The sequence below is a fragment of the Alistipes sp. Marseille-P5061 genome, from assembly GCF_900290115.1.
In the GTDB taxonomy this organism is placed as follows: Bacteria; Bacteroidota; Bacteroidia; order Bacteroidales; family Rikenellaceae; genus Alistipes; species Alistipes excrementigallinarum.
This window is the reverse complement of the sequence record NZ_LT985748.1, coordinates 130,493-146,903: the sequence shown is the minus strand read 5'-3', so window position 1 is coordinate 146,903 and position 16,411 is coordinate 130,493. Positions and strand designations below refer to the sequence as shown.

At 64.4% G+C, this 16,411-nt stretch carries 16 protein-coding genes; 11 read left to right on the top strand and 5 right to left on the bottom strand.

Going from position 1 to position 16,411, the window contains the following annotated elements; genetic code table 11:
• Positions 1–274: 274 nt before the first annotated feature.
• Both C8267_RS00610 and C8267_RS00605 read left to right on the top strand, forming a co-directional pair.
• Positions 275–718 carry a LexA family protein gene (locus C8267_RS00610; protein WP_106633288.1) on the top strand — a complete coding sequence of 148 codons (444 nt, stop codon included), beginning with the start codon at positions 275–277 and terminating at the stop codon, positions 716–718.
• Between the two features lie 8 nt (positions 719–726).
• Positions 727–1,989: a Y-family DNA polymerase gene (locus C8267_RS00605; protein WP_106633287.1), complete on the top strand. Its 1,263-nt coding sequence runs from the start codon at positions 727–729 to the stop codon at positions 1,987–1,989.
• A 133-nt stretch (positions 1,990–2,122) separates the two neighbouring features.
• Here the strand turns inward: C8267_RS00605 and C8267_RS00600 are convergent, their stop codons facing one another.
• The 3 genes from C8267_RS00600 to ybaK all read right to left on the bottom strand — a co-directional run bounded on the left by C8267_RS00600 (position 2,123) and on the right by ybaK (position 4,151).
• On the bottom strand, positions 2,123–2,698 hold the full coding sequence (locus tag C8267_RS00600; RefSeq protein ID WP_106633286.1) for a flavodoxin: 576 nt from the start codon (positions 2,696–2,698) through the stop codon (positions 2,123–2,125).
• An 89-nt stretch (positions 2,699–2,787) separates the two neighbouring features.
• Entirely contained in the window at positions 2,788–3,369 is a 582-nt protein-coding gene (locus C8267_RS00595) for an acyltransferase (protein ID WP_106633285.1), read from the bottom strand.
• Positions 3,370–3,659: 290 nt separating this feature from the next.
• The gene (gene ybaK / locus C8267_RS00590; RefSeq protein WP_106633284.1) at positions 3,660–4,151 is read right to left on the bottom strand and encodes a Cys-tRNA(Pro) deacylase; all 492 of its coding nucleotides are present in this window, start codon (positions 4,149–4,151) and stop codon (positions 3,660–3,662) included.
• 107 nt (positions 4,152–4,258) lie between these two features.
• Between ybaK and C8267_RS00585 the strand changes: the two genes are divergently transcribed.
• The 9 genes from C8267_RS00585 to C8267_RS00545 all read left to right on the top strand — a co-directional run bounded on the left by C8267_RS00585 (position 4,259) and on the right by C8267_RS00545 (position 14,650).
• The gene (locus C8267_RS00585; RefSeq protein ID WP_106633709.1) at positions 4,259–6,769 is read left to right on the top strand and encodes a DUF5686 and carboxypeptidase-like regulatory domain-containing protein; all 2,511 of its coding nucleotides are present in this window, start codon (positions 4,259–4,261) and stop codon (positions 6,767–6,769) included.
• 60 nt (positions 6,770–6,829) lie between these two features.
• On the top strand, positions 6,830–7,489 hold the full coding sequence (locus tag C8267_RS00580; RefSeq protein WP_087360546.1) for an HAD family hydrolase: 660 nt from the start codon (positions 6,830–6,832) through the stop codon (positions 7,487–7,489).
• Positions 7,490–7,491: 2 nt separating this feature from the next.
• Positions 7,492–7,857, top strand: a complete 366-nt coding sequence (locus tag C8267_RS00575) for a DMT family protein (protein WP_087360549.1) — start codon at positions 7,492–7,494, stop codon at positions 7,855–7,857.
• A 376-nt stretch (positions 7,858–8,233) separates the two neighbouring features.
• Entirely contained in the window at positions 8,234–9,553 is a 1,320-nt protein-coding gene (locus C8267_RS00570) for a TolC family protein (RefSeq protein WP_106633283.1), read from the top strand.
• Positions 9,554–9,578: 25 nt separating this feature from the next.
• Complete coding sequence (locus C8267_RS00565; RefSeq protein ID WP_106633708.1) at positions 9,579–10,784, top strand: efflux RND transporter periplasmic adaptor subunit; 1,206 nt, start codon at positions 9,579–9,581, stop codon at positions 10,782–10,784.
• Positions 10,785–10,867: 83 nt separating this feature from the next.
• A complete protein-coding gene (locus tag C8267_RS00560; RefSeq protein WP_106633282.1) occupies positions 10,868–11,620 on the top strand; it encodes an ABC transporter ATP-binding protein in 753 nt (250 codons plus the stop codon).
• Positions 11,621–11,623: 3 nt separating this feature from the next.
• Positions 11,624–12,844 (top strand): ABC transporter permease, encoded by a 1,221-nt coding sequence (locus C8267_RS00555; protein ID WP_106633281.1) that lies wholly within the window; start codon positions 11,624–11,626, stop codon positions 12,842–12,844.
• 28 nt (positions 12,845–12,872) lie between these two features.
• Positions 12,873–13,925 (top strand): sensor histidine kinase, encoded by a 1,053-nt coding sequence (locus tag C8267_RS00550; protein ID WP_106633280.1) that lies wholly within the window; start codon positions 12,873–12,875, stop codon positions 13,923–13,925.
• Complete coding sequence (locus C8267_RS00545) at positions 13,922–14,650, top strand: LytR/AlgR family response regulator transcription factor (protein ID WP_106633279.1); 729 nt, start codon at positions 13,922–13,924, stop codon at positions 14,648–14,650. Before C8267_RS00550 ends, C8267_RS00545 begins: the two co-directional genes overlap by 4 nt.
• Before the next feature lie 140 nt (positions 14,651–14,790).
• Here C8267_RS00545 and C8267_RS00540 read toward each other — a convergent pair whose 3' ends face one another.
• Together C8267_RS00540 and C8267_RS00535 are read right to left on the bottom strand one after the other, a co-directional pair.
• Positions 14,791–15,714, bottom strand: coding sequence for a transporter (locus tag C8267_RS00540; protein WP_106633278.1), 924 nt, complete (start codon positions 15,712–15,714; stop codon positions 14,791–14,793).
• A gap of 241 nt (positions 15,715–15,955) precedes the next feature.
• The gene (locus C8267_RS00535) at positions 15,956–16,405 is read right to left on the bottom strand and encodes a GatB/YqeY domain-containing protein (RefSeq protein WP_087360569.1); all 450 of its coding nucleotides are present in this window, start codon (positions 16,403–16,405) and stop codon (positions 15,956–15,958) included.
• Between the last annotated feature and the right edge of the window lie 6 nt (positions 16,406–16,411).

The window sequence follows — 16,411 nt, the reverse complement described above, 5'->3', positions numbered from 1 at the left end:
CCGGGCCCACGCCCCGGCGTCGTTGCGGCGCGGCTTTTGCCCGACCCGCAAAGAGGCAAAGAGATAGAAAAGGCAAGAAAAAGCGGATAGAGCCACGAGGCGCCGAAAGAGCATCGGAAAAGGTGCTGAGGAGGCGGCCGAAAGGGGCAAAGGAGGAGGCTGAGTCGGCAAAAGCGCGGAAAAGAGGCGAGAGAACACGGCAAAGCGCAAAAAACCGAAGGAGAGCCGCAGAAAGAGAAAAGATAAAAAAGACAAACGTGATGCAGAATAAGAGATGAACGAAAAGAGAGACAAGACCTTGACCTTCCACGCTCCCGACCTCACCACGCGGCAGGAGCTTCCCGTGGCGGGCAGCACCGTTCGGGCGGGCTTTCCCTCGCCGGCCGACGACTTCCTCGACACTCCGCTCGACCTGAACCGCGAGCTGGTCCACAACCCCGCGTCGACCTTCTTCGTGCGCGTGGCGGGCGACAGCATGGCCGGCGACGGCATCGGCGACGGCGACCTGCTCATCGTCGACCGGGCGGTCGACCCCTACGACGGCTGCATTGCCGTCTGCTACGTCGACGGTGAATTCACAGTCAAGCGCGTGCGGCTCGAAAAGGGGTGCGCATGGCTCATGCCTTCGAACCCGAAATACCGCCCGCTCCGGGTCGACGCCGGCAACGAATTCCTCATCTGGGGCGTTGTCCGCCACGTCATCAAGAGCTTCAAATAACCGCTGCAATGTACGGACTCTGCGACTGCAACAACTTCTATGCCTCCTGCGAGCGGGTCTTCCGGCCCGACCTCGTGGGACGCCCCGTCGTGGTGCTCTCGAACAACGACGGCTGCATCATCGCCCGCTCGAACGAGGCCAAAGCCCTCGGCATCGGCATGGGGCAGCCCTTCTACCAGGTGCGGCCGCTCATCGAGCGGGGGCAGGTGGCAGTCTTCTCGGCCAACTTCGCCCTCTACGGCGACATGTCGCGGCGGGTGATGGCGACGCTGCGCGCGCTGGTTCCCGGCATCGAGGTCTACTCGATTGACGAGGCCTTCTTCGACCTGCGGGGCGTCGACGGCCCCTTCGACGAGCTGGGCCGCAGCATCGGGCGCACCATCCGCCGCAACACGGGCATCCCGGTCAGCATCGGCATCGCCCCGACCAAGACGCTGGCCAAAATCGCCTCGAAGCTGGCCAAGCAGTACCCGCGGCTCGAGGGATGTTGCTACATGCACCGCGCGGAGGATATCGACAAGGTGCTGGGCTGCTTCCCGCTGCGGGATGTCTGGGGCATCGGGCGCCGCTACGGGCGGATGTTCGACCGCATGGGGCTCGTCACGGCCCGTCAGTTCGTCGAGCTGCCGCAGGAGTGGGTCCGCGCACGCATGGGCATCACGGGGCTGCGCACCTGGAATGAGCTGCGGGGAGTCGAGTGCATCTCCTTCGAGCAGATGCCCCAGCGCAAGCAGCAGATTACCGTCTCGCGCAGCTTTCCCCGCGAAATCCACACGCTCGAAGAGCTGGAGCGCATCGTGGCCGAGTTCGCCTCGATGTGCGCCGAGAAGTTGCGCGCCGAGCACTCGGTCTGCCGCGAGGTGCAGTGCTACCTGCTCACCAACCGCCACCGCGAGGAGCAGCCCCAGCGCTGCGTGACGGGGCTGTCGCTCATCCCCGACCCGACCGACAGCTCGCTCGAGCTGGTGCGGCAGGCCCGCATCGCCCTGCGGCAGATTTTCCAGCCGGGGTACGGATACAAAAAGGCCGGCGTGCTGCTCGCGCAGATTACGCCGGCTTCCGAACTTCAGGGTTCTCTCTTCACACCGGCCGAGCACGAGAAACACGCACGGCTGATGAAGGTCCTCGATGCGGTCAACAAGAGCTGCGGCAAGGGAAGGCTCGTCGTTGCGGCACAGGGCACCGAGCCCTTCCGCATGAACCGCGAGCACCTCTCGCCCCGCTATACGACCGACTGGAGGGAACTGCTCGTGGTCAAGGCGACAAAGTGACGGGGAGGGGCGCCTTCGGCCACGCCCGCTGCATGGCTGCATGCCGCGTGTCAGCGGCACAACAGTGCGCGTCGCGGGGCGGAAGCAGAACGGCAGCACGGCACGGGACGTCCGTTGCGCCGCGCAGTGCGGGTCAGTTGCGTCCGGCCGCGGCGCTGCGTGCCCAGTCGGCGACGGCTTCGCGGCTCATGCCGTTGAGCAGCCGCCCGGCCGACCACTCCAGCTCGGGATAGCTGCGCCGCAGGGCGGCGACACTGCCCGCGATGCTGCTGCTTCCCGAGGTAGCGAAGGGGATGATGCGCTTGCCGCTCAGGTCGTGCTGCTCGATGAAGCTGTTGACGACCCGCGGCGCGAGGTTCCACCAGACGGGATAGCCCAGAAAGACGACGTCGTACTCCTCGACACGCACCCCTGCGGGACGAATCGCGGGGCGCGCCTCGGCGTCGTTCATCTCCCGGAAGCTGCGCGAACGGTCATCGCGCCAGTTCAGGTCGGCCGACGTGTAGGGCTTCTCGGGCACAATCTCGCAGAGGGTGCCGCCCGTGGCGGCCGCGATGTTGCGGGCCGCAGCGGCCGTTGTTCCCGTCGCCGAGAAGTAGACGACGAGCGTACGCGGCGAGGCGCCGCCGTGTGCCGGGGCGCTCTGCCCCGAAGCCTGCGCTCCCGCGAAGAGGAGCATGGCAAGCGTGGAGAGGGTTTTGGCTTTCATGATATAATCGGTTTGGTTATAGACGGAGGTATTTCCGGCCGACACCGGCACCCGTCAGAGACAGCGGCACCGTGCGCAGCCGGCATCATTTACTCGGTGCGCCCGGCAAGGGCTGCGGCGCCGGCAATCTCCTCGTCGCTCAGGCGGCGGATAAGCCGGGCGGGGTTGCCTGCCACAATCGTATTGGGCTCGACGTCGTGCGTCACGACGCTTCCGGCCCCCACCACGCTGTTCTCACCGACGGTCACGCCGGGCAGAATCGTCGCCCCGGCGCCAATCCAGACGCGGCGGCAGATGTGGACCGGACGGCAGGTGATGACCATCCGGTCGACCAGGTCATGGTTGTTCGAGACCAGCTGCGCGTTGGCGGCAATCTGCACGTCGTCGTCGATGGTGATGCCGCCGGCGGCCATCATCAGCGCACCGTTCATGACCGTCACCCGGCGGCCAATCGTCACGCAGTGGGGCCGCACCACCGTCAGCGGCGTACGCACGACGCTCCCCTCGCCCATGCGGGGAAAGAGTCGGTGCATGAGTTGGTCGTACTCTTCGGTCATCGGCATCGTCTGGTTGAACCGAAAGAGCAGCTGCGCCTGCTCGCGTGCCAGCGCCAGCTCCTCGGCGCTCTGATGGGCACAGTCGATGCGGAGCTCTTCGTAATCCGTTTTCATCGTTGCATTCATTTTTTACGATACAAAGATACACCGCCGCGCACAAAGAGCGCCTAACCCGATTCCGGATTTACATACCCCATTTACCGATTCCGCGCGGAGCGCATGCAGCCATAACGCCGCCCGGGACGGCGCTCTTCGGAGCGGATGACCCGTAAAAAGACGCATCCTCCGCACTCCCGCACAGGAAGGAAGAGGATGCTCTTTCTCGTTTGCTGCAAGCGGATTGCAGCCAGTGTGCTCATGCAAAGCTTGAGTCTTCCGCGAACTCAAGCACCGCGTGAGGTGCGCTATGCCGGATGGCTCAGTTCGGCCACGGTCGCACGGACGTAGGCGATGAGCTCCGCCGGGGCGACCTTGAGCTGGAGCCCCCGCACGCCGGCGCTGATGTAGATGAAGGGGTGGTCGAGGACCGTGGAGTGGATGTAGGTCGGGAAGGCCTTCTTCATCCCCACGGGCGAGCAGCCGCCCCGGATGTATCCCGTCACGGGAAGCAGCTCCTTGACCGGAATCAGGTCAACCTTCTTGTTGCCCGAGACGCGGGCCGCAGCCTTGAGGTCGACCTCGTGGTCGCCCGGCACGACGCACACGAAGTATCCCGTGCGGTCGCCCTTCAGCACCAGCGTCTTGAAGACGCAGGCGATATCCTCGCCCAGCTGTTCGGCCACGTGCGTGGCGGCCAGATGCTCCTCGTCCACCGCGTAGGGAACCAGTTCGTAGGCGATTTTGGCCCGGTCGAGCAGCCGGGCGGCATTGGTCTTTTCAACCTTGGAGTGTCCCATCTCTCAAAAACAGTATAAAACAGTCGTTGTTCCGTTAATCTACGAAATTCGCCGCAAAGGTAGTTTATTTTTTGTCGTTTCGTTCCTTTTTGTATCTTTGTATTTATATGCTGAGATGCCGAACCTCATACCTCATCGGACTCATCGTCCTGATGGCCGGTCTGCTCGGCTGCCGCGAACTCCACGCCCAGAGCACCCGGGTTCGCGGCCAGGTGACCGACGCCGCTACGGGGGAACCGCTGCAGTTCGTCAGCGTTGTCTTTCCGGGCACCACCGTGGGCATCACCACCGACAAGCAGGGCATCTACTCGCTCGAGACGCGCGACACGGTGAGCCGCGTCGAGGCCTCGATGGTGGGCTACGTCAGCCGCACGCAGCCCGTCACCCCGAGGCAGTACAACCAGGTCGACTTCGCGCTCGAGGCGGCGCAGTTCGGCATCGACAACGTGGTCATCACCCCGGGCGAGAACCCGGCGCTGCCGATTCTCAAGGGGGTCATTCGCAACCGCTCACGCAACAATCCCGCTGAGTATGAGCGTTACAGCTGCGCCACCTACACCAAAATGGAGCTCGACCTGACCAACATCAAGCCGCACTTCCGGAACCGGCGCATGCAGAAGAACTTCGGCTTCATCTTCGACCACATCGACACCTCGGCCCTCACCGGGCAGCCCTACCTGCCGGCCATGATATCGGAGGCGGTGGCCGACTACTACCACAGCCGCCAGCCCGCACTCAGCCGCGAGGTGATTCGGGGCAGCCGCGTCTCGGGCGTCGAGGACAGCTTCACCGTCGCCCAGTTCACCGGCCAACTGCAGGGCGACATCAACTTCTACGACAACTTCATCGCGCTGTTCAACGTCCGCTTCGCCAGCCCCCTCTCCTCGATGGGCGAGTCGTTCTACAACTACTTCCTGGTTGACAGCCTCGAGGTCGACGGCCGCAAGACCTACAAAATCCGCTTCCACCCCAAGCGCCTCTCGACGGCCGTGCTCGACGGCGAGGTGAACATCGACTCGGCCACCTATGCGCTGCAATCGGCCTCGGCCCGCATGCCCAAGGGGGTCAACGTCAACTGGATAAACCACCTGCTGCTCGAAAACGAGAACCAGCTGCTCGACGAGGGGGTCTGGTTCCGCAAGCGGGACAAGGTCTCGGCCGAGTTCTCGGTCACGCAGGCCGACTCCTCGAAGCTCGTCTCCTTCATCGGCACGCGCGAGGTGGCCTACTCCGACATCCGCATCGGTGCGCCCATCCCCCGGGAGGTGCTGAGCATGGACAACGACGTGGTCATCGCTGACGACGAGGCCGGCTCGCGCGACGAGCGCTTCTGGGAGGAGGCGCGCCCCTACCGGCTGAGCGACCAGGAGCGGGGCATCTACGCCATGGTCGACTCGATTCAGAAGGCGCCGCTCTACCGCAACATCTACACGATTCTCAACACCATCATCGGCGGCTACTACAACACGAAGTACATCGGCATCGGCCCCTACTACAAGATGGTGAGCTTCAACCGCCTCGAAGGGTTCCGCATGCAGCTGGGCGGCCGCACGACGACGGAGGTGAGCCGCCGCATCCGCCTCTCGGCCTACGTCGCCTACGGTACCCGCGACGAGGATGTCAAGGGGGGCGGAGGCGTGGAGCTCTCCTTCAACCGGCGGCTTACGCGCAAGCTCTCGCTCACGGCCTCGCACGACGTGCGGCAGCTGGGTGCCGGACAGAACGCGCTGGCGGACAACAACCTGCTCAGCTCGATTTTCTCACGCGGGGACAAGCGCCTCTCGATGGTCAACCGCGCCGAGGCGCTCTACGAGCACGAATGGATACACGGACTGAGCAACACGCTCGGCGCCCGCCTCCAGCGGGTCTACGGCAACCGCTACGTGCCGCTGCTGCGCCCCGACGGCAGCGCCGTCGGCTCGATTTCGAGCACGGCGTTCCATGTGGGCATGCGCTTCTCGTACCACGAGAAAATCTACCGCACGGCCTTTGACAAGCAGTATCTGGGCTCGCGCTACCCGATTCTCGCGGTCGGCTTCACAGCCGGAGTGAAGGGGCTCATGCACAACGACTACAATTTCTACCGTCTCGAGGGGCGTCTTCACTACAAGCTCGACCTGCCGCCCATCGGCTACTCGCGCATCACGGTCGAGGGGGGCCGCATCTTCGGCAAGGTTCCCTATCCGCTGCTCAAGCTGCACGAGGGCAACGGCACCTACTTCTACGACGCCTACGCCTTCTCGTGCATGAACTACTACGAGTTCGCGTCGGACACGTGGCTCGCGTTCTTCTACGAGCACCACTTCAACGGCTACCTGCTGGGGCGCATTCCGCTGCTCAAGCGGCTCAAGTGGCGCGAGGTGCTGGTCTGCAAGGGGGTCTGGGGCTCGCTCCGCGACGAGAACAACGGCAGTCTGCCCGCCACGCAGGCCGTGCTGCTCTTCCCGCGCGGCATGTCGTCGGTCACCGAGCCCTATATCGAGGCGGGCTTCGGCATCGAGAACATCTTCCGCCTGCTGCGCATCGACTGCATCTGGCGGCTCACCCACCGCTCGCCCGTCGAGGGGCAGAACATCCAGAACTTCGCCGTCAACCTGAGTCTCAACCTCAAATTCTGACCCGCCGCCCATCCGCCGTCCCGGGGAATTGACTACCTTTGCGGAAAATTTCCGAAGACGATGATACAGGGAGCCATTTTCGACATGGACGGCGTGCTGGTCAACAACACGCCGGTCCACATCCGGGCCTTCGAAATCTTCTGCGACCGCTACGGGGTCCGCGACTGGCAATCGAAGCTCGGCAACGCCTACGGCATGGGCAACGACGACATCATGCGGCTCATTCTGCCCGAGGAGCTGATTCGCACGCGGGGCCTCGCGGCGCTGGCCGACGAGAAGGAGGCCATCTACCGCGAAATCTACGCTCCCGAAATCCAACCCACGCCGGGTCTGGTCGAGACGCTCGGCCAGCTGCGCGCGGCGGGCATCCGCTGCGCCGTGGGGTCGTCGGGCTGCCGCGCCAACGTCGACTTCGTCCTCGACGCATGCCGCATCGGCGACTTCTTCGAGGCGCGCATCTGCGGCGACATGGTGACCCGCTGCAAGCCCGACCCCGAAATCTACCAAACGGCCGCCGCCGCACTCGGACTCGACCCCGCCGCGTGTCTGGTCTTCGAGGATGCCCCGGCCGGCATCGAGGCGGCCCGCCGCGCCGGCATCGGCCGCATCGTGGCGCTGGCCACCACCCTGCCCCGCGAGCAGCTCGAGAAGGCCGAGGGTCTCTACCGCATCGTCACCGACTTCCGGGACATCACGAACATCCATCAAATACTCGAATAACCATGTGGAAAGCCGTCGCAACCGTCGGGTTGCTCGTCGTATCGAATGCATTCATGACCCTGGCCTGGTACGGGCACATCGCCTTCAAGTCGAAGCTCGAGCGCTTCGGGCTGGTGGCCATCGTCCTCATCAGCTGGGGAATAGCCCTCTTTGAGTACTGCTTCCAGGTCCCTGCCAACCGCATCGGAAGCGCCCAGTTCGGAGGCCCCTTCACGCTCTGGCAGCTCAAGGTCATCCAGGAGGTGGTGTCGCTCTCGGTCTTCACCGTCTTCGCGCTGGTCTTCATGAAGTCGGACACGCTGCGCTGGAACCATCTGGCAGGCTTCATCTGCCTGATTATGGCCGTCTACTTCATCTTCCGCAAGTAGCTCCCCCGCGGCAACCGCCGGCAGCCAACGCCACCGCAGCAACTACCGGCATCATCCGCCGCCTGCCATAAGACAGCGTCCGGAAAGCAGCCGCCCACGGCAACACGCCGCCCGAAAAGTCGCGGCCCGAAACACAGGAGCGCCTTCCCCACCCCGGGGAGGCGCTCTTTTTTGTACCCGTCGCTCAAGGAGAGGAAAAACGGACGAGGGGCATGAACGGCTGACGCGGAACGGGGCCCGGAGGCGCAGGGAGGGCCCTCCGGCGCGGAATTTTCGTCGGACAAAACAGCCCGTTGGTCGAGGGATTCGCCCTTCCGGTCTATTGTATTTGCACGCGTGTGCACCTTCGGGTAGCTTTGCGGCAAAACGAACGACCATGAAGCGCACGCTGATATGCACCCTCCTCGCAACGCTCGCCCTCGGACGGGCGGCTGCGGAGTCCGACTCCCTGCGGGTCTGGACGCTGAACGACTGTCTGAACTATGCGCTCGAGCACAACATCCAGCTGCAGCAGAGCCGCAACGACTACCTCTCGGGCGTCGAGGATACGAAGGAGGCCCGGGCGGCACTCTTCCCCTCGCTGACCGCCTCCACCTCGCAGAGCGTGACCAACTACCCCTCGTCGAACGCCGTCGACCGCACCAGCTATACGGGCACCTACGGCCTCGAGGCCGGCATGACGCTCTACAACGGCGGCCGGCTGCGCACGGCCGTCAAGCGGCAGCAGCTGCAGAACCGCATCGACGAACTCTCGGTCGACGAGGCGGCCAACGACATCCGCATCGCCATCGTGCAGGCCTACATGCAGTGCCTCTATGCCGCCGAGGCGGTGACGGTCAACCGCAGCACGGCCGACGCCTCGAAGGCGCAGCGCGACCGTGCCGAGGCGATGTGGCAGGCCGGCTCCATCAGCCGCGTCGACTTCGCACAGCTCGAGAGCCAGTATGCAAGCGACGAATACCAGGTCGTCGTGGCCCGCTCGACGCTCGACAGCTACAAACTCCGGCTCAAGCAGCTGCTCGAACTGGGCATCACCGACGAGATGACCCTCGCCGAGCCGGAGGTCGGCCAGGAGGCGATCCTTGCCCAACTGCCCGCCAAGACCGACATCTACGCCACGGCACTGGAGAGCATGCCCGAAATCGCCCGCGGCGAACTGGCCGTCGAGGCGGCCGAGCTCGAGGTGCGCGAGGTCCGGGCGGGCTTCCTGCCGACGCTGGCGCTGACGGCCGACATCGGAACGGGCCACATGTCGGGCGGCAGCTTCGAGAGCGGCACCCAAATCTGGAACCGCTTCAACGAAAACGTCGGCCTAACGCTCAGCATCCCCATCTTCTCCAACCGCCGGAACCGCACGGCCACCAACAAGGCGCGGCTGACGGCCGCCAACATGCGGCTCACGTGGCTCGACCTGAAGAAGACGCTGCTCGAGGAGGTCGAGGGGGCCTACCTCGACGCCCTGTCGGCCCAGTCGCAATACGTCGCGGCCGTCGAGAAGCAGCAGTACGCCCGGCGCAGCTACGAGCTGACGAGCGAGCAGTTCGCCGTCGGGATGAAGAACACCGTCGAGCTGCTGACGGCCCAGAACGAGCTGACGGCCGCCCGCCAGGAGGTGCTGCAGGCCAAGTACATGTCGCTGCTCAACATCGAGCTGCTCAACATCTACCAGGGACGGGGTACCAACGCCGAATATTGACAAAACGAACGATAAGACCATGAACATGAAACGGAAAAAGACGCTTCTTGCGGCGCTGGCCGCCGTGGCGGTCGTCTGCGGAGCGTGGCTCTGGCTGCGCTCGCCCCGCACGGACGACATCACGCTGCAGACGGCCGCAACCAGCCGCATCACGATTCGCAACTCGGTGATGGCCACCGGTACGGTCGAGCCGGTCACCGAGGTCGAGGTGGGTACCCAGGTTTCGGGCATCATCGACCGGCTCTATGTCGACTACAACGACGTGGTGAAGGCCGGACAGCTCATCGCCGAGATGGACAAGGTGACACTGCAGGCCCAGTTGGAGCAGTCGCAGGCCGAGCTGGCGAGCTGCAAGACCGAGTACGAGTACCAGATGAAGAACTACACCCGCACGCGCACGCTCCACGAAAAGCAGCTGGTCAGCGACGCCGAGTACGACGAGGCCCTCTACCTCTACGAGAAGGCGCGCAACGCCTACGAACAGGCCAAGGCCGCCATCGTGCAGGTGAAGCAGAACCTCGACTACGCCACCATCACCTCGCCCATCGACGGCGTGGTCATCAGCCGGGCCGTCGAGGAGGGGCAGACCGTGGCCGCCGGCTTCGAGACGCCTACCCTCTTCACCATCGCCAACGACCTGACGCAGATGCGCGTCATCGCCGACGTCGACGAGGCCGACATCGGCCAGGTGAAGGATGGCCAGCGGGTCGAGTTCACCGTCGACGCCTACCCCGACGACACCTTCGAGGGGACGGTGCAGCAGGTGCGGCTTGAGGCGACGACCGAGTCGAGCGTGGTCACCTACGAGGTGGTCATCTCGGCCTACAACCCCGACTTGAAACTCAAACCGGGTCTGACGGCCAACGTCACCATCTATACGCTCGAGAAGGAGCATGCGCTGGCCGTTCCGACCAAGGCGCTGCGCTTCGTGCCCGACGCCGAGCTGCTGTCGCGCATCGGTATCACCGTCGACGGGCAGAGCGCCCCCGCCCAGACGGGCAAGCGCGAGTTGTGGGTAAAAAACGGGGATACGCTGGTGCCGCGTACTGTGAGCGCCGGCGCATCAAGTGGCGAGCTGACCGAAATTACCGAGGGACTTGCCGACGGCGAGGTGGTCGCCATCGGGCTGAGCGCCGCATCCGAAGAGCCGGCGGCAGCCTCGGTCGAGCGTAGTCCCTTCATACCCTCGCCTCCGGGCGGCGACAAGGGGAAAAAGCAACAGGCCCGGTAGCGGCCGCACGGGACGTGGCGGAGGGCCCCGGAAAGGAGGCCCGCCGCACCTCCCGGCCGCCTGACATGAATAAAACGAAGAATATGGAAACCAGCAACAAGGAGGTCATCCGTCTGGAGCACATACGCCGCGACTTCCACGTCGGCGACGAGGTGGTGCACGCCCTGCGCGACGTCTCGTTCACCATCCTCGAAGGCGAATTCGTCACCATCATGGGCACCTCGGGCTCCGGCAAGTCGACGCTGCTCAATACGCTCGGATGCCTCGACACCCCGACGTCGGGCGAATACTACCTCGACGGCGTGGCCGTGCGCACGATGGACAAGAACCAGCGGGCGACGCTCCGCAACCGCAAAATCGGCTTCGTCTTCCAGAACTACAACCTGCTGCCCAAGACGACGGCCATCGAGAACGTCGAGCTGCCGCTCATGTACAACCCCACGTGTTCGGCCGCCGAGCGCTACCGCCGTTCGGTCGAGGCGCTGCGGGCAGTGGGGCTCGGCGACCGGCTGCTCCACCGCAGCAATCAGATGTCGGGCGGCCAGATGCAGCGCGTGGCCATCGCCCGGGCGCTGGTCAACAACCCGGCGGTCATCCTCGCCGACGAGGCGACGGGCAACCTCGACACGCGCACCAGCTTCGAGGTGCTGGTGCTCTTCCAGCAGCTCCATGCCGCCGGCCGCACCATCATCTTCGTAACGCACAACCCCGACATCGCGCGCTACAGCAGCCGCAACATCACGCTGCGCGACGGCCGCATCACGGGCGACGTGCGCAACGACCGGATTCTGAGCGCAGCCGAGGCGCTGGCGCGGCTGCCCAAAAACGACGATTGAGCCATGAACTTTGCGAACCTTTTCAAAATCGCCTTCAAGGCGCTGTGCAACAACAAGCTGCGCGGATTCCTCACCATGCTGGGCATCATCATCGGCGTGGCGTCGGTCATCACGATGCTGGCCATCGGCCAGGGGTCGAAGCGGAGCATCCAGGCCGAAATCAGCGAGATGGGCTCCAACATGATTATGATTCACCCGGGCGGCGACATGCGCGGCGGCGTGCGGCTCGACGCCGACGACATGGAGTCGCTCAAGCTGAAGGACCTGGAGGATATCCGCAACAACACGCGCTTCGTCACCTACGTCTCGCCCTCGGTCAACAGCGCGGGACAGGCCATCGTCGGGGCGAACAACACCCCGACGACCATCTACGGCGTCAACACCGACTATCTGGAAATCCGCCGCTACCGCATCGCCGACGGCGACACCTTCTCCGAGCAGGACATCCGCACCGCGGCGAAGGTCTGCCTGGTGGGCCAGACGGTGGTCGACGAGCTCTTCCCCGACGGCACGAACCCCGTAGGGCGTATGATTCGCTTCGGGACCATTCCGCTGCGCATCGTCGGCGTACTCGAAAGCAAGGGCTACAACAGCATGGGCATGGACCAGGACGACCTGATTCTCGCCCCCTACACCACCGTCCAGAAGCGCATCCTGGCCATCACCCACCTTCAGGAGATTGTCTGCTCGGCGCTGAGCGAGGCCTACACCGAGGAGGCCATCGACGAAATCTCCGCCATCCTGCGCACCAACCACAAGCTGAAGGAGGGCGACGAGGAGGACTTCACCATCCGCTCGCAGCAGGAGCTCTCGTCGATGCTCACCTCGACGACCGACATGATGACCATGCTGCTGGCCGCCGTGGCCGGCATCTCGCTGCTCGTGGGCGGCATCGGCATCATGAACATCATGTACATGTCGGTCACCGAGCGCACGCGCGAAATCGGACTCCGCATGTCGATTGGCGCCAAGGGGCGCGACATTCTGGCACAGTTCCTCATCGAATCCATCCTCATCAGCGTCACGGGCGGCCTCATCGGCGTGCTGCTGGGCATCGGCGCCGCCGTGGTGGTGAAGGTTGTGGCCTCGTTCCCGATTTACATCCAGCCGTGGAGCGTCTTCCTCTCGTTCGCCGTCTGCACGCTCACGGGGGTCTTCTTCGGCTGGTACCCCGCACAGAAGGCGGCCATGCTCGACCCCATCGAGGCCATCCGCTATGAATAATTCCCGAAAAAGGTTATCTTTGCATACCATGAACGCCGTACAGTCGAAATACGCCGCATGGCTCATCCACCTGACCGCCTGGGCCGTCATCTTCGGGATGCCGCTCTTCTTCACCGGTCCGGACCGCCCGCTCATGACCGGTCCGCAATACGTTCGCTTCCTGCTGGTGCCGCTCTCGTTCATGCTGGTCTTCTACACGAACTACTTCGTGCTCATCGACCGCTACCTCACCACCCGGCGCGGCGGCCGCTTCGCCCTCTCGAACCTGCTGCTCATCCTGCTGGTCATGGTGAGCGTCCACCTGCTCTTCCGCTACGTGCTGCCGCCCGACCCGGGGCACCACCCGCCCGCCGACCGTCCGTGGCAGGACGGCGTGCGCTTCTTCCTGGGCAACGCCACGCTCTACGCGCTGGTTGTCGGCGTGGGGGTCGCCATCCGGATGACGGGCGGCTGGTACCGCGCCGAGGCGGCCCGCAAGGAGCTGGAGCACAGCCACACCGAGGCCGAGCTGCAGAACCTCAAGAGCCAGTTGAACCCCCACTTCCTCTTCAACACGCTCAACAACATCTACTCGCTCATCCAGCTCGACACGACCCGTGCCCAGCAGGCCGTCCACGACCTGAGCCGCATGCTGCGCTACGTGCTCTACGACAGCAGCCGCGCCACCGTCCCGCTCGCGGCCGAGATTGACTTCCTGCGCGACTACATCGAGCTGATGCGCATTCGCCTGCCGCGCCACGTGCGGCTCTTTGTCTCGCTGCCCGACGCTCCCTCGTCGACCCCGATTGCGCCGCTGCTCTTCATCTCGCTGGTCGAGAACGCCTTCAAGCACGGCGTGAGCAACGAAAAGCCCTCCTACATCACCATCGACATCCACGAACTGGAGGGGCAGCTGATTTGCAGCATCAAGAACAGCCGCTTCCCCAAGAGCGACTCCGACCGCAGCGGCTCGGGCATCGGGCTGAGCAATCTGACCAGGCGGCTCGACATGATATACCCCGGCCGCTACATCCTCGAATACGGCCCCGCAGGCGAGACCGACTACCGGGCGCTGCTCTGCATCAAATTCGACGAACCATGAAACTGTCCTGTGCCATAATCGACGACGAGCCGCTGGCCGTCGAGTTGATGGAATCCTACGTGCGCAAGACGCCGTTTCTCGAACTGAAGGCCTCGTTCGGGAGCGGCGTTGCGGCCTGCGAGGCGCTGCGCGAGGCACCCGTCGACCTGCTCTTCTGCGACATCCAGATGCCGGGGCTCAACGGCATGGAGCTCTCGCGCATGCTGCCCGAGGAGACCCGCGTGATTTTCACCACGGCCTTCACCCAGTATGCCGTCGAGGGGTTCCGCGTGCGGGCCCTCGACTACCTGCTCAAGCCCATCAGCTACGCCGACTTTCTGGAGGCGGCCGACAAGGCGCTCGGCTGGTTCGAGATGAAGCGGCGCGCCGAGGCGCTTCCTCCGGCCGGGAAGGAGCCGCAGAGCATCTTCGTGCGGACCGAGTACCGGCTGCAGCAAATCGAACTGGAGCGCATCACCTACATCGAGGGGCTGAAGGACTACGTCAAAATCCACGTCGACAACCAGCCCGGTCCCATTCTCTCGCTCATGAACCTCAAGGCGCTCGAGGAGCAGCTGCCTCCGGACCGCTTCGTGCGGATTCACCGGTCGTACATCATCCAGCCGTCGAAGATGCAGGCCATCGAGCGCAACCGGGTTGTCATCGGCAAGGAGTACCTGCCCGTCTCGGAGAGCTACCGCCAGACGTTCTACACGTTCCTGGCCGCCCACTCGCTTCTTTTCTGACCCGCCGGAGAAGCCGGGCCCGGCGAACGGCTCCGAGAAGAGCCCCCACCATCCCCCAAGCCCCCCACCCGACACAAAGCGGGCGTCAAGGTGTCTTACGGCATCCTGACGCCCGCTTTCCGTATCCCGCGCCGGAAGCGTCACGCCTGCTGTCTGCGACGCTCGCGGTCCCGGCGGTAAATCTGATAGGAGTTCACGAAGTTCTGCCAAACGATGTAGGCCGTCGGGGCAATCGACGAAATCGGATTGAGGAACGACTGCGCCATCCAGACGGCCAGCACCGTATTCTTCTGGCCGAGCGACTGGCCGCCCGCCACCGCATCGCCGTAGCGGCGACCCAGCATGCGGCCGATTTTGAACTGCACCAGACAGATGACCAGCGCCGCGAAGGCCAGCCAGAGCTCGATGCCCGGCGAGACGTCGCGCAGGTCGATGATGAAGGCCGTCGTGCGTCCGATGATGACGACAAGCGACAACAGCCACATGTAGAAGGAAATCTGGCTGTGGTCGGCAATCCACCGCGAGGCGCGGTGGAAGAGGAAGCGGCAGCACTGCGCCGCGGCGAAGGGCATGATGAGCAGCGGTGCCACGCGCGAAAGAATCTCGACGAAGGAGCAGTGGCCGCTCCCGGTCAGGGCGATGACGACGGGCGCCACCAGTGCGATGACCATGTTGCAGAGCAGGCTGTAGGTGGTCATCGTTGCGACGTTGGCCCCCAGCATGCCGCCGATGACCACGGCGGCCATGGCGATGGGCGCCAGCACGCAAATCATCGCCCCCTGGGCCACGATGCCGTTCAGCGGCTCGAGCAGCAGGTAGACCGCCACGCTCGCGACCACCTGGAAGAGCAGCAGCCAGAGGTGGAGCATGCTCAGATGCATCTGCTTGGGGGTCACGCGGCAGAAGGTGACGAAGAGCATCAGGAAGATGAGCGTCGGGGTAATCATCTGGTGCGATGCGGCCTCGAGCGCCGAAACGGGACGGCACAGCAGCGCCCCGACCACCATGGCCGAAGGCATGGCGATGGTCTTGACGTTGCGGTGCAGGGATTCCAGTACGTTCATGATTCCTTGTGCTTTAACCTATTTATTGAACCCGGCGGTTGAGCTGGCTGGGCGGGGTGCTGCGGAGCGTCATCAACAGGCGAAATGGCCGGGCGGAGGGCATCGGAGCCTCTCCGGCGGGAGAACCGTCAACTGGTGCGCCGGCCGCCAAACGGCAATACCGGCCATCTCACGACGAGACCCGGACCGCCGCCGGGCTATTCCGGGCAGCTCCGACCGCCGCCGGGCAGCACTGGCCGCCCTACGAGAGCAGCTCCTTGACCTTGGCCGAAATCTCCTTGCCGTCGGCCTGGCCGGCCAGCCGCTTCGAGGCGACGCCCATCACCTTGCCCATCTCCTTCATCGAGGTGGCGCCCACCTCGGCGATAATCGCCCGCACGGCCTCGGTCAGCTCCTCGGCCGTCAGCTGCTTGGGCAGGAACTCCTGCAGCACGGCAACCTGCGCCAGCTCCTCGTCGGCCAGGTCCTGACGGTGCTGCTCGGCATAGATGGCCGCCGAATCGCTCCCCTGCTTGGCCAGCTTGGAGATGATTTTAATCACGTCGGCATCGGGTAGCTCGGCGATTTCGGGACCCGCCGTCTTGGCCTCGATGATGTACTTCTTGACGTTGCGCAGTGCGCTCAGGCGCACGGGATTCTTGGCCTTCATGGCCTCCATGATTCCGGTGGAAATCTCTTTTTCGAGTGACATGATTGT

What these genes read in the sequence shown, in the direction of transcription:
- C8267_RS00610 (WP_106633288.1), top strand. Translation starts at nt 275, where the DNA reads ATGAACGAAAAGAGAGACAAGACCTTGACCTTCCACGCTCCCGACCTC.
- C8267_RS00605 (WP_106633287.1), top strand. Translation starts at nt 727, where the DNA reads ATGTACGGACTCTGCGACTGCAACAACTTCTATGCCTCCTGCGAGCGG.
- C8267_RS00600 (WP_106633286.1), bottom strand. Translation starts at nt 2,698, where the DNA reads ATGAAAGCCAAAACCCTCTCCACGCTTGCCATGCTCCTCTTCGCGGGA.
- C8267_RS00595 (WP_106633285.1), bottom strand. Translation starts at nt 3,369, where the DNA reads ATGAAAACGGATTACGAAGAGCTCCGCATCGACTGTGCCCATCAGAGC.
- ybaK (WP_106633284.1), bottom strand. Translation starts at nt 4,151, where the DNA reads ATGGGACACTCCAAGGTTGAAAAGACCAATGCCGCCCGGCTGCTCGAC.
- C8267_RS00585 (WP_106633709.1), top strand. Translation starts at nt 4,259, where the DNA reads ATGCTGAGATGCCGAACCTCATACCTCATCGGACTCATCGTCCTGATG.
- C8267_RS00580 (WP_087360546.1), top strand. Translation starts at nt 6,830, where the DNA reads ATGATACAGGGAGCCATTTTCGACATGGACGGCGTGCTGGTCAACAAC.
- C8267_RS00575 (WP_087360549.1), top strand. Translation starts at nt 7,492, where the DNA reads ATGTGGAAAGCCGTCGCAACCGTCGGGTTGCTCGTCGTATCGAATGCA.
- C8267_RS00570 (WP_106633283.1), top strand. Translation starts at nt 8,234, where the DNA reads ATGAAGCGCACGCTGATATGCACCCTCCTCGCAACGCTCGCCCTCGGA.
- C8267_RS00565 (WP_106633708.1), top strand. Translation starts at nt 9,579, where the DNA reads ATGAAACGGAAAAAGACGCTTCTTGCGGCGCTGGCCGCCGTGGCGGTC.
- C8267_RS00560 (WP_106633282.1), top strand. Translation starts at nt 10,868, where the DNA reads ATGGAAACCAGCAACAAGGAGGTCATCCGTCTGGAGCACATACGCCGC.
- C8267_RS00555 (WP_106633281.1), top strand. Translation starts at nt 11,624, where the DNA reads ATGAACTTTGCGAACCTTTTCAAAATCGCCTTCAAGGCGCTGTGCAAC.
- C8267_RS00550 (WP_106633280.1), top strand. Translation starts at nt 12,873, where the DNA reads ATGAACGCCGTACAGTCGAAATACGCCGCATGGCTCATCCACCTGACC.
- C8267_RS00545 (WP_106633279.1), top strand. Translation starts at nt 13,922, where the DNA reads ATGAAACTGTCCTGTGCCATAATCGACGACGAGCCGCTGGCCGTCGAG.
- C8267_RS00540 (WP_106633278.1), bottom strand. Translation starts at nt 15,714, where the DNA reads ATGAACGTACTGGAATCCCTGCACCGCAACGTCAAGACCATCGCCATG.
- C8267_RS00535 (WP_087360569.1), bottom strand. Translation starts at nt 16,405, where the DNA reads ATGTCACTCGAAAAAGAGATTTCCACCGGAATCATGGAGGCCATGAAG.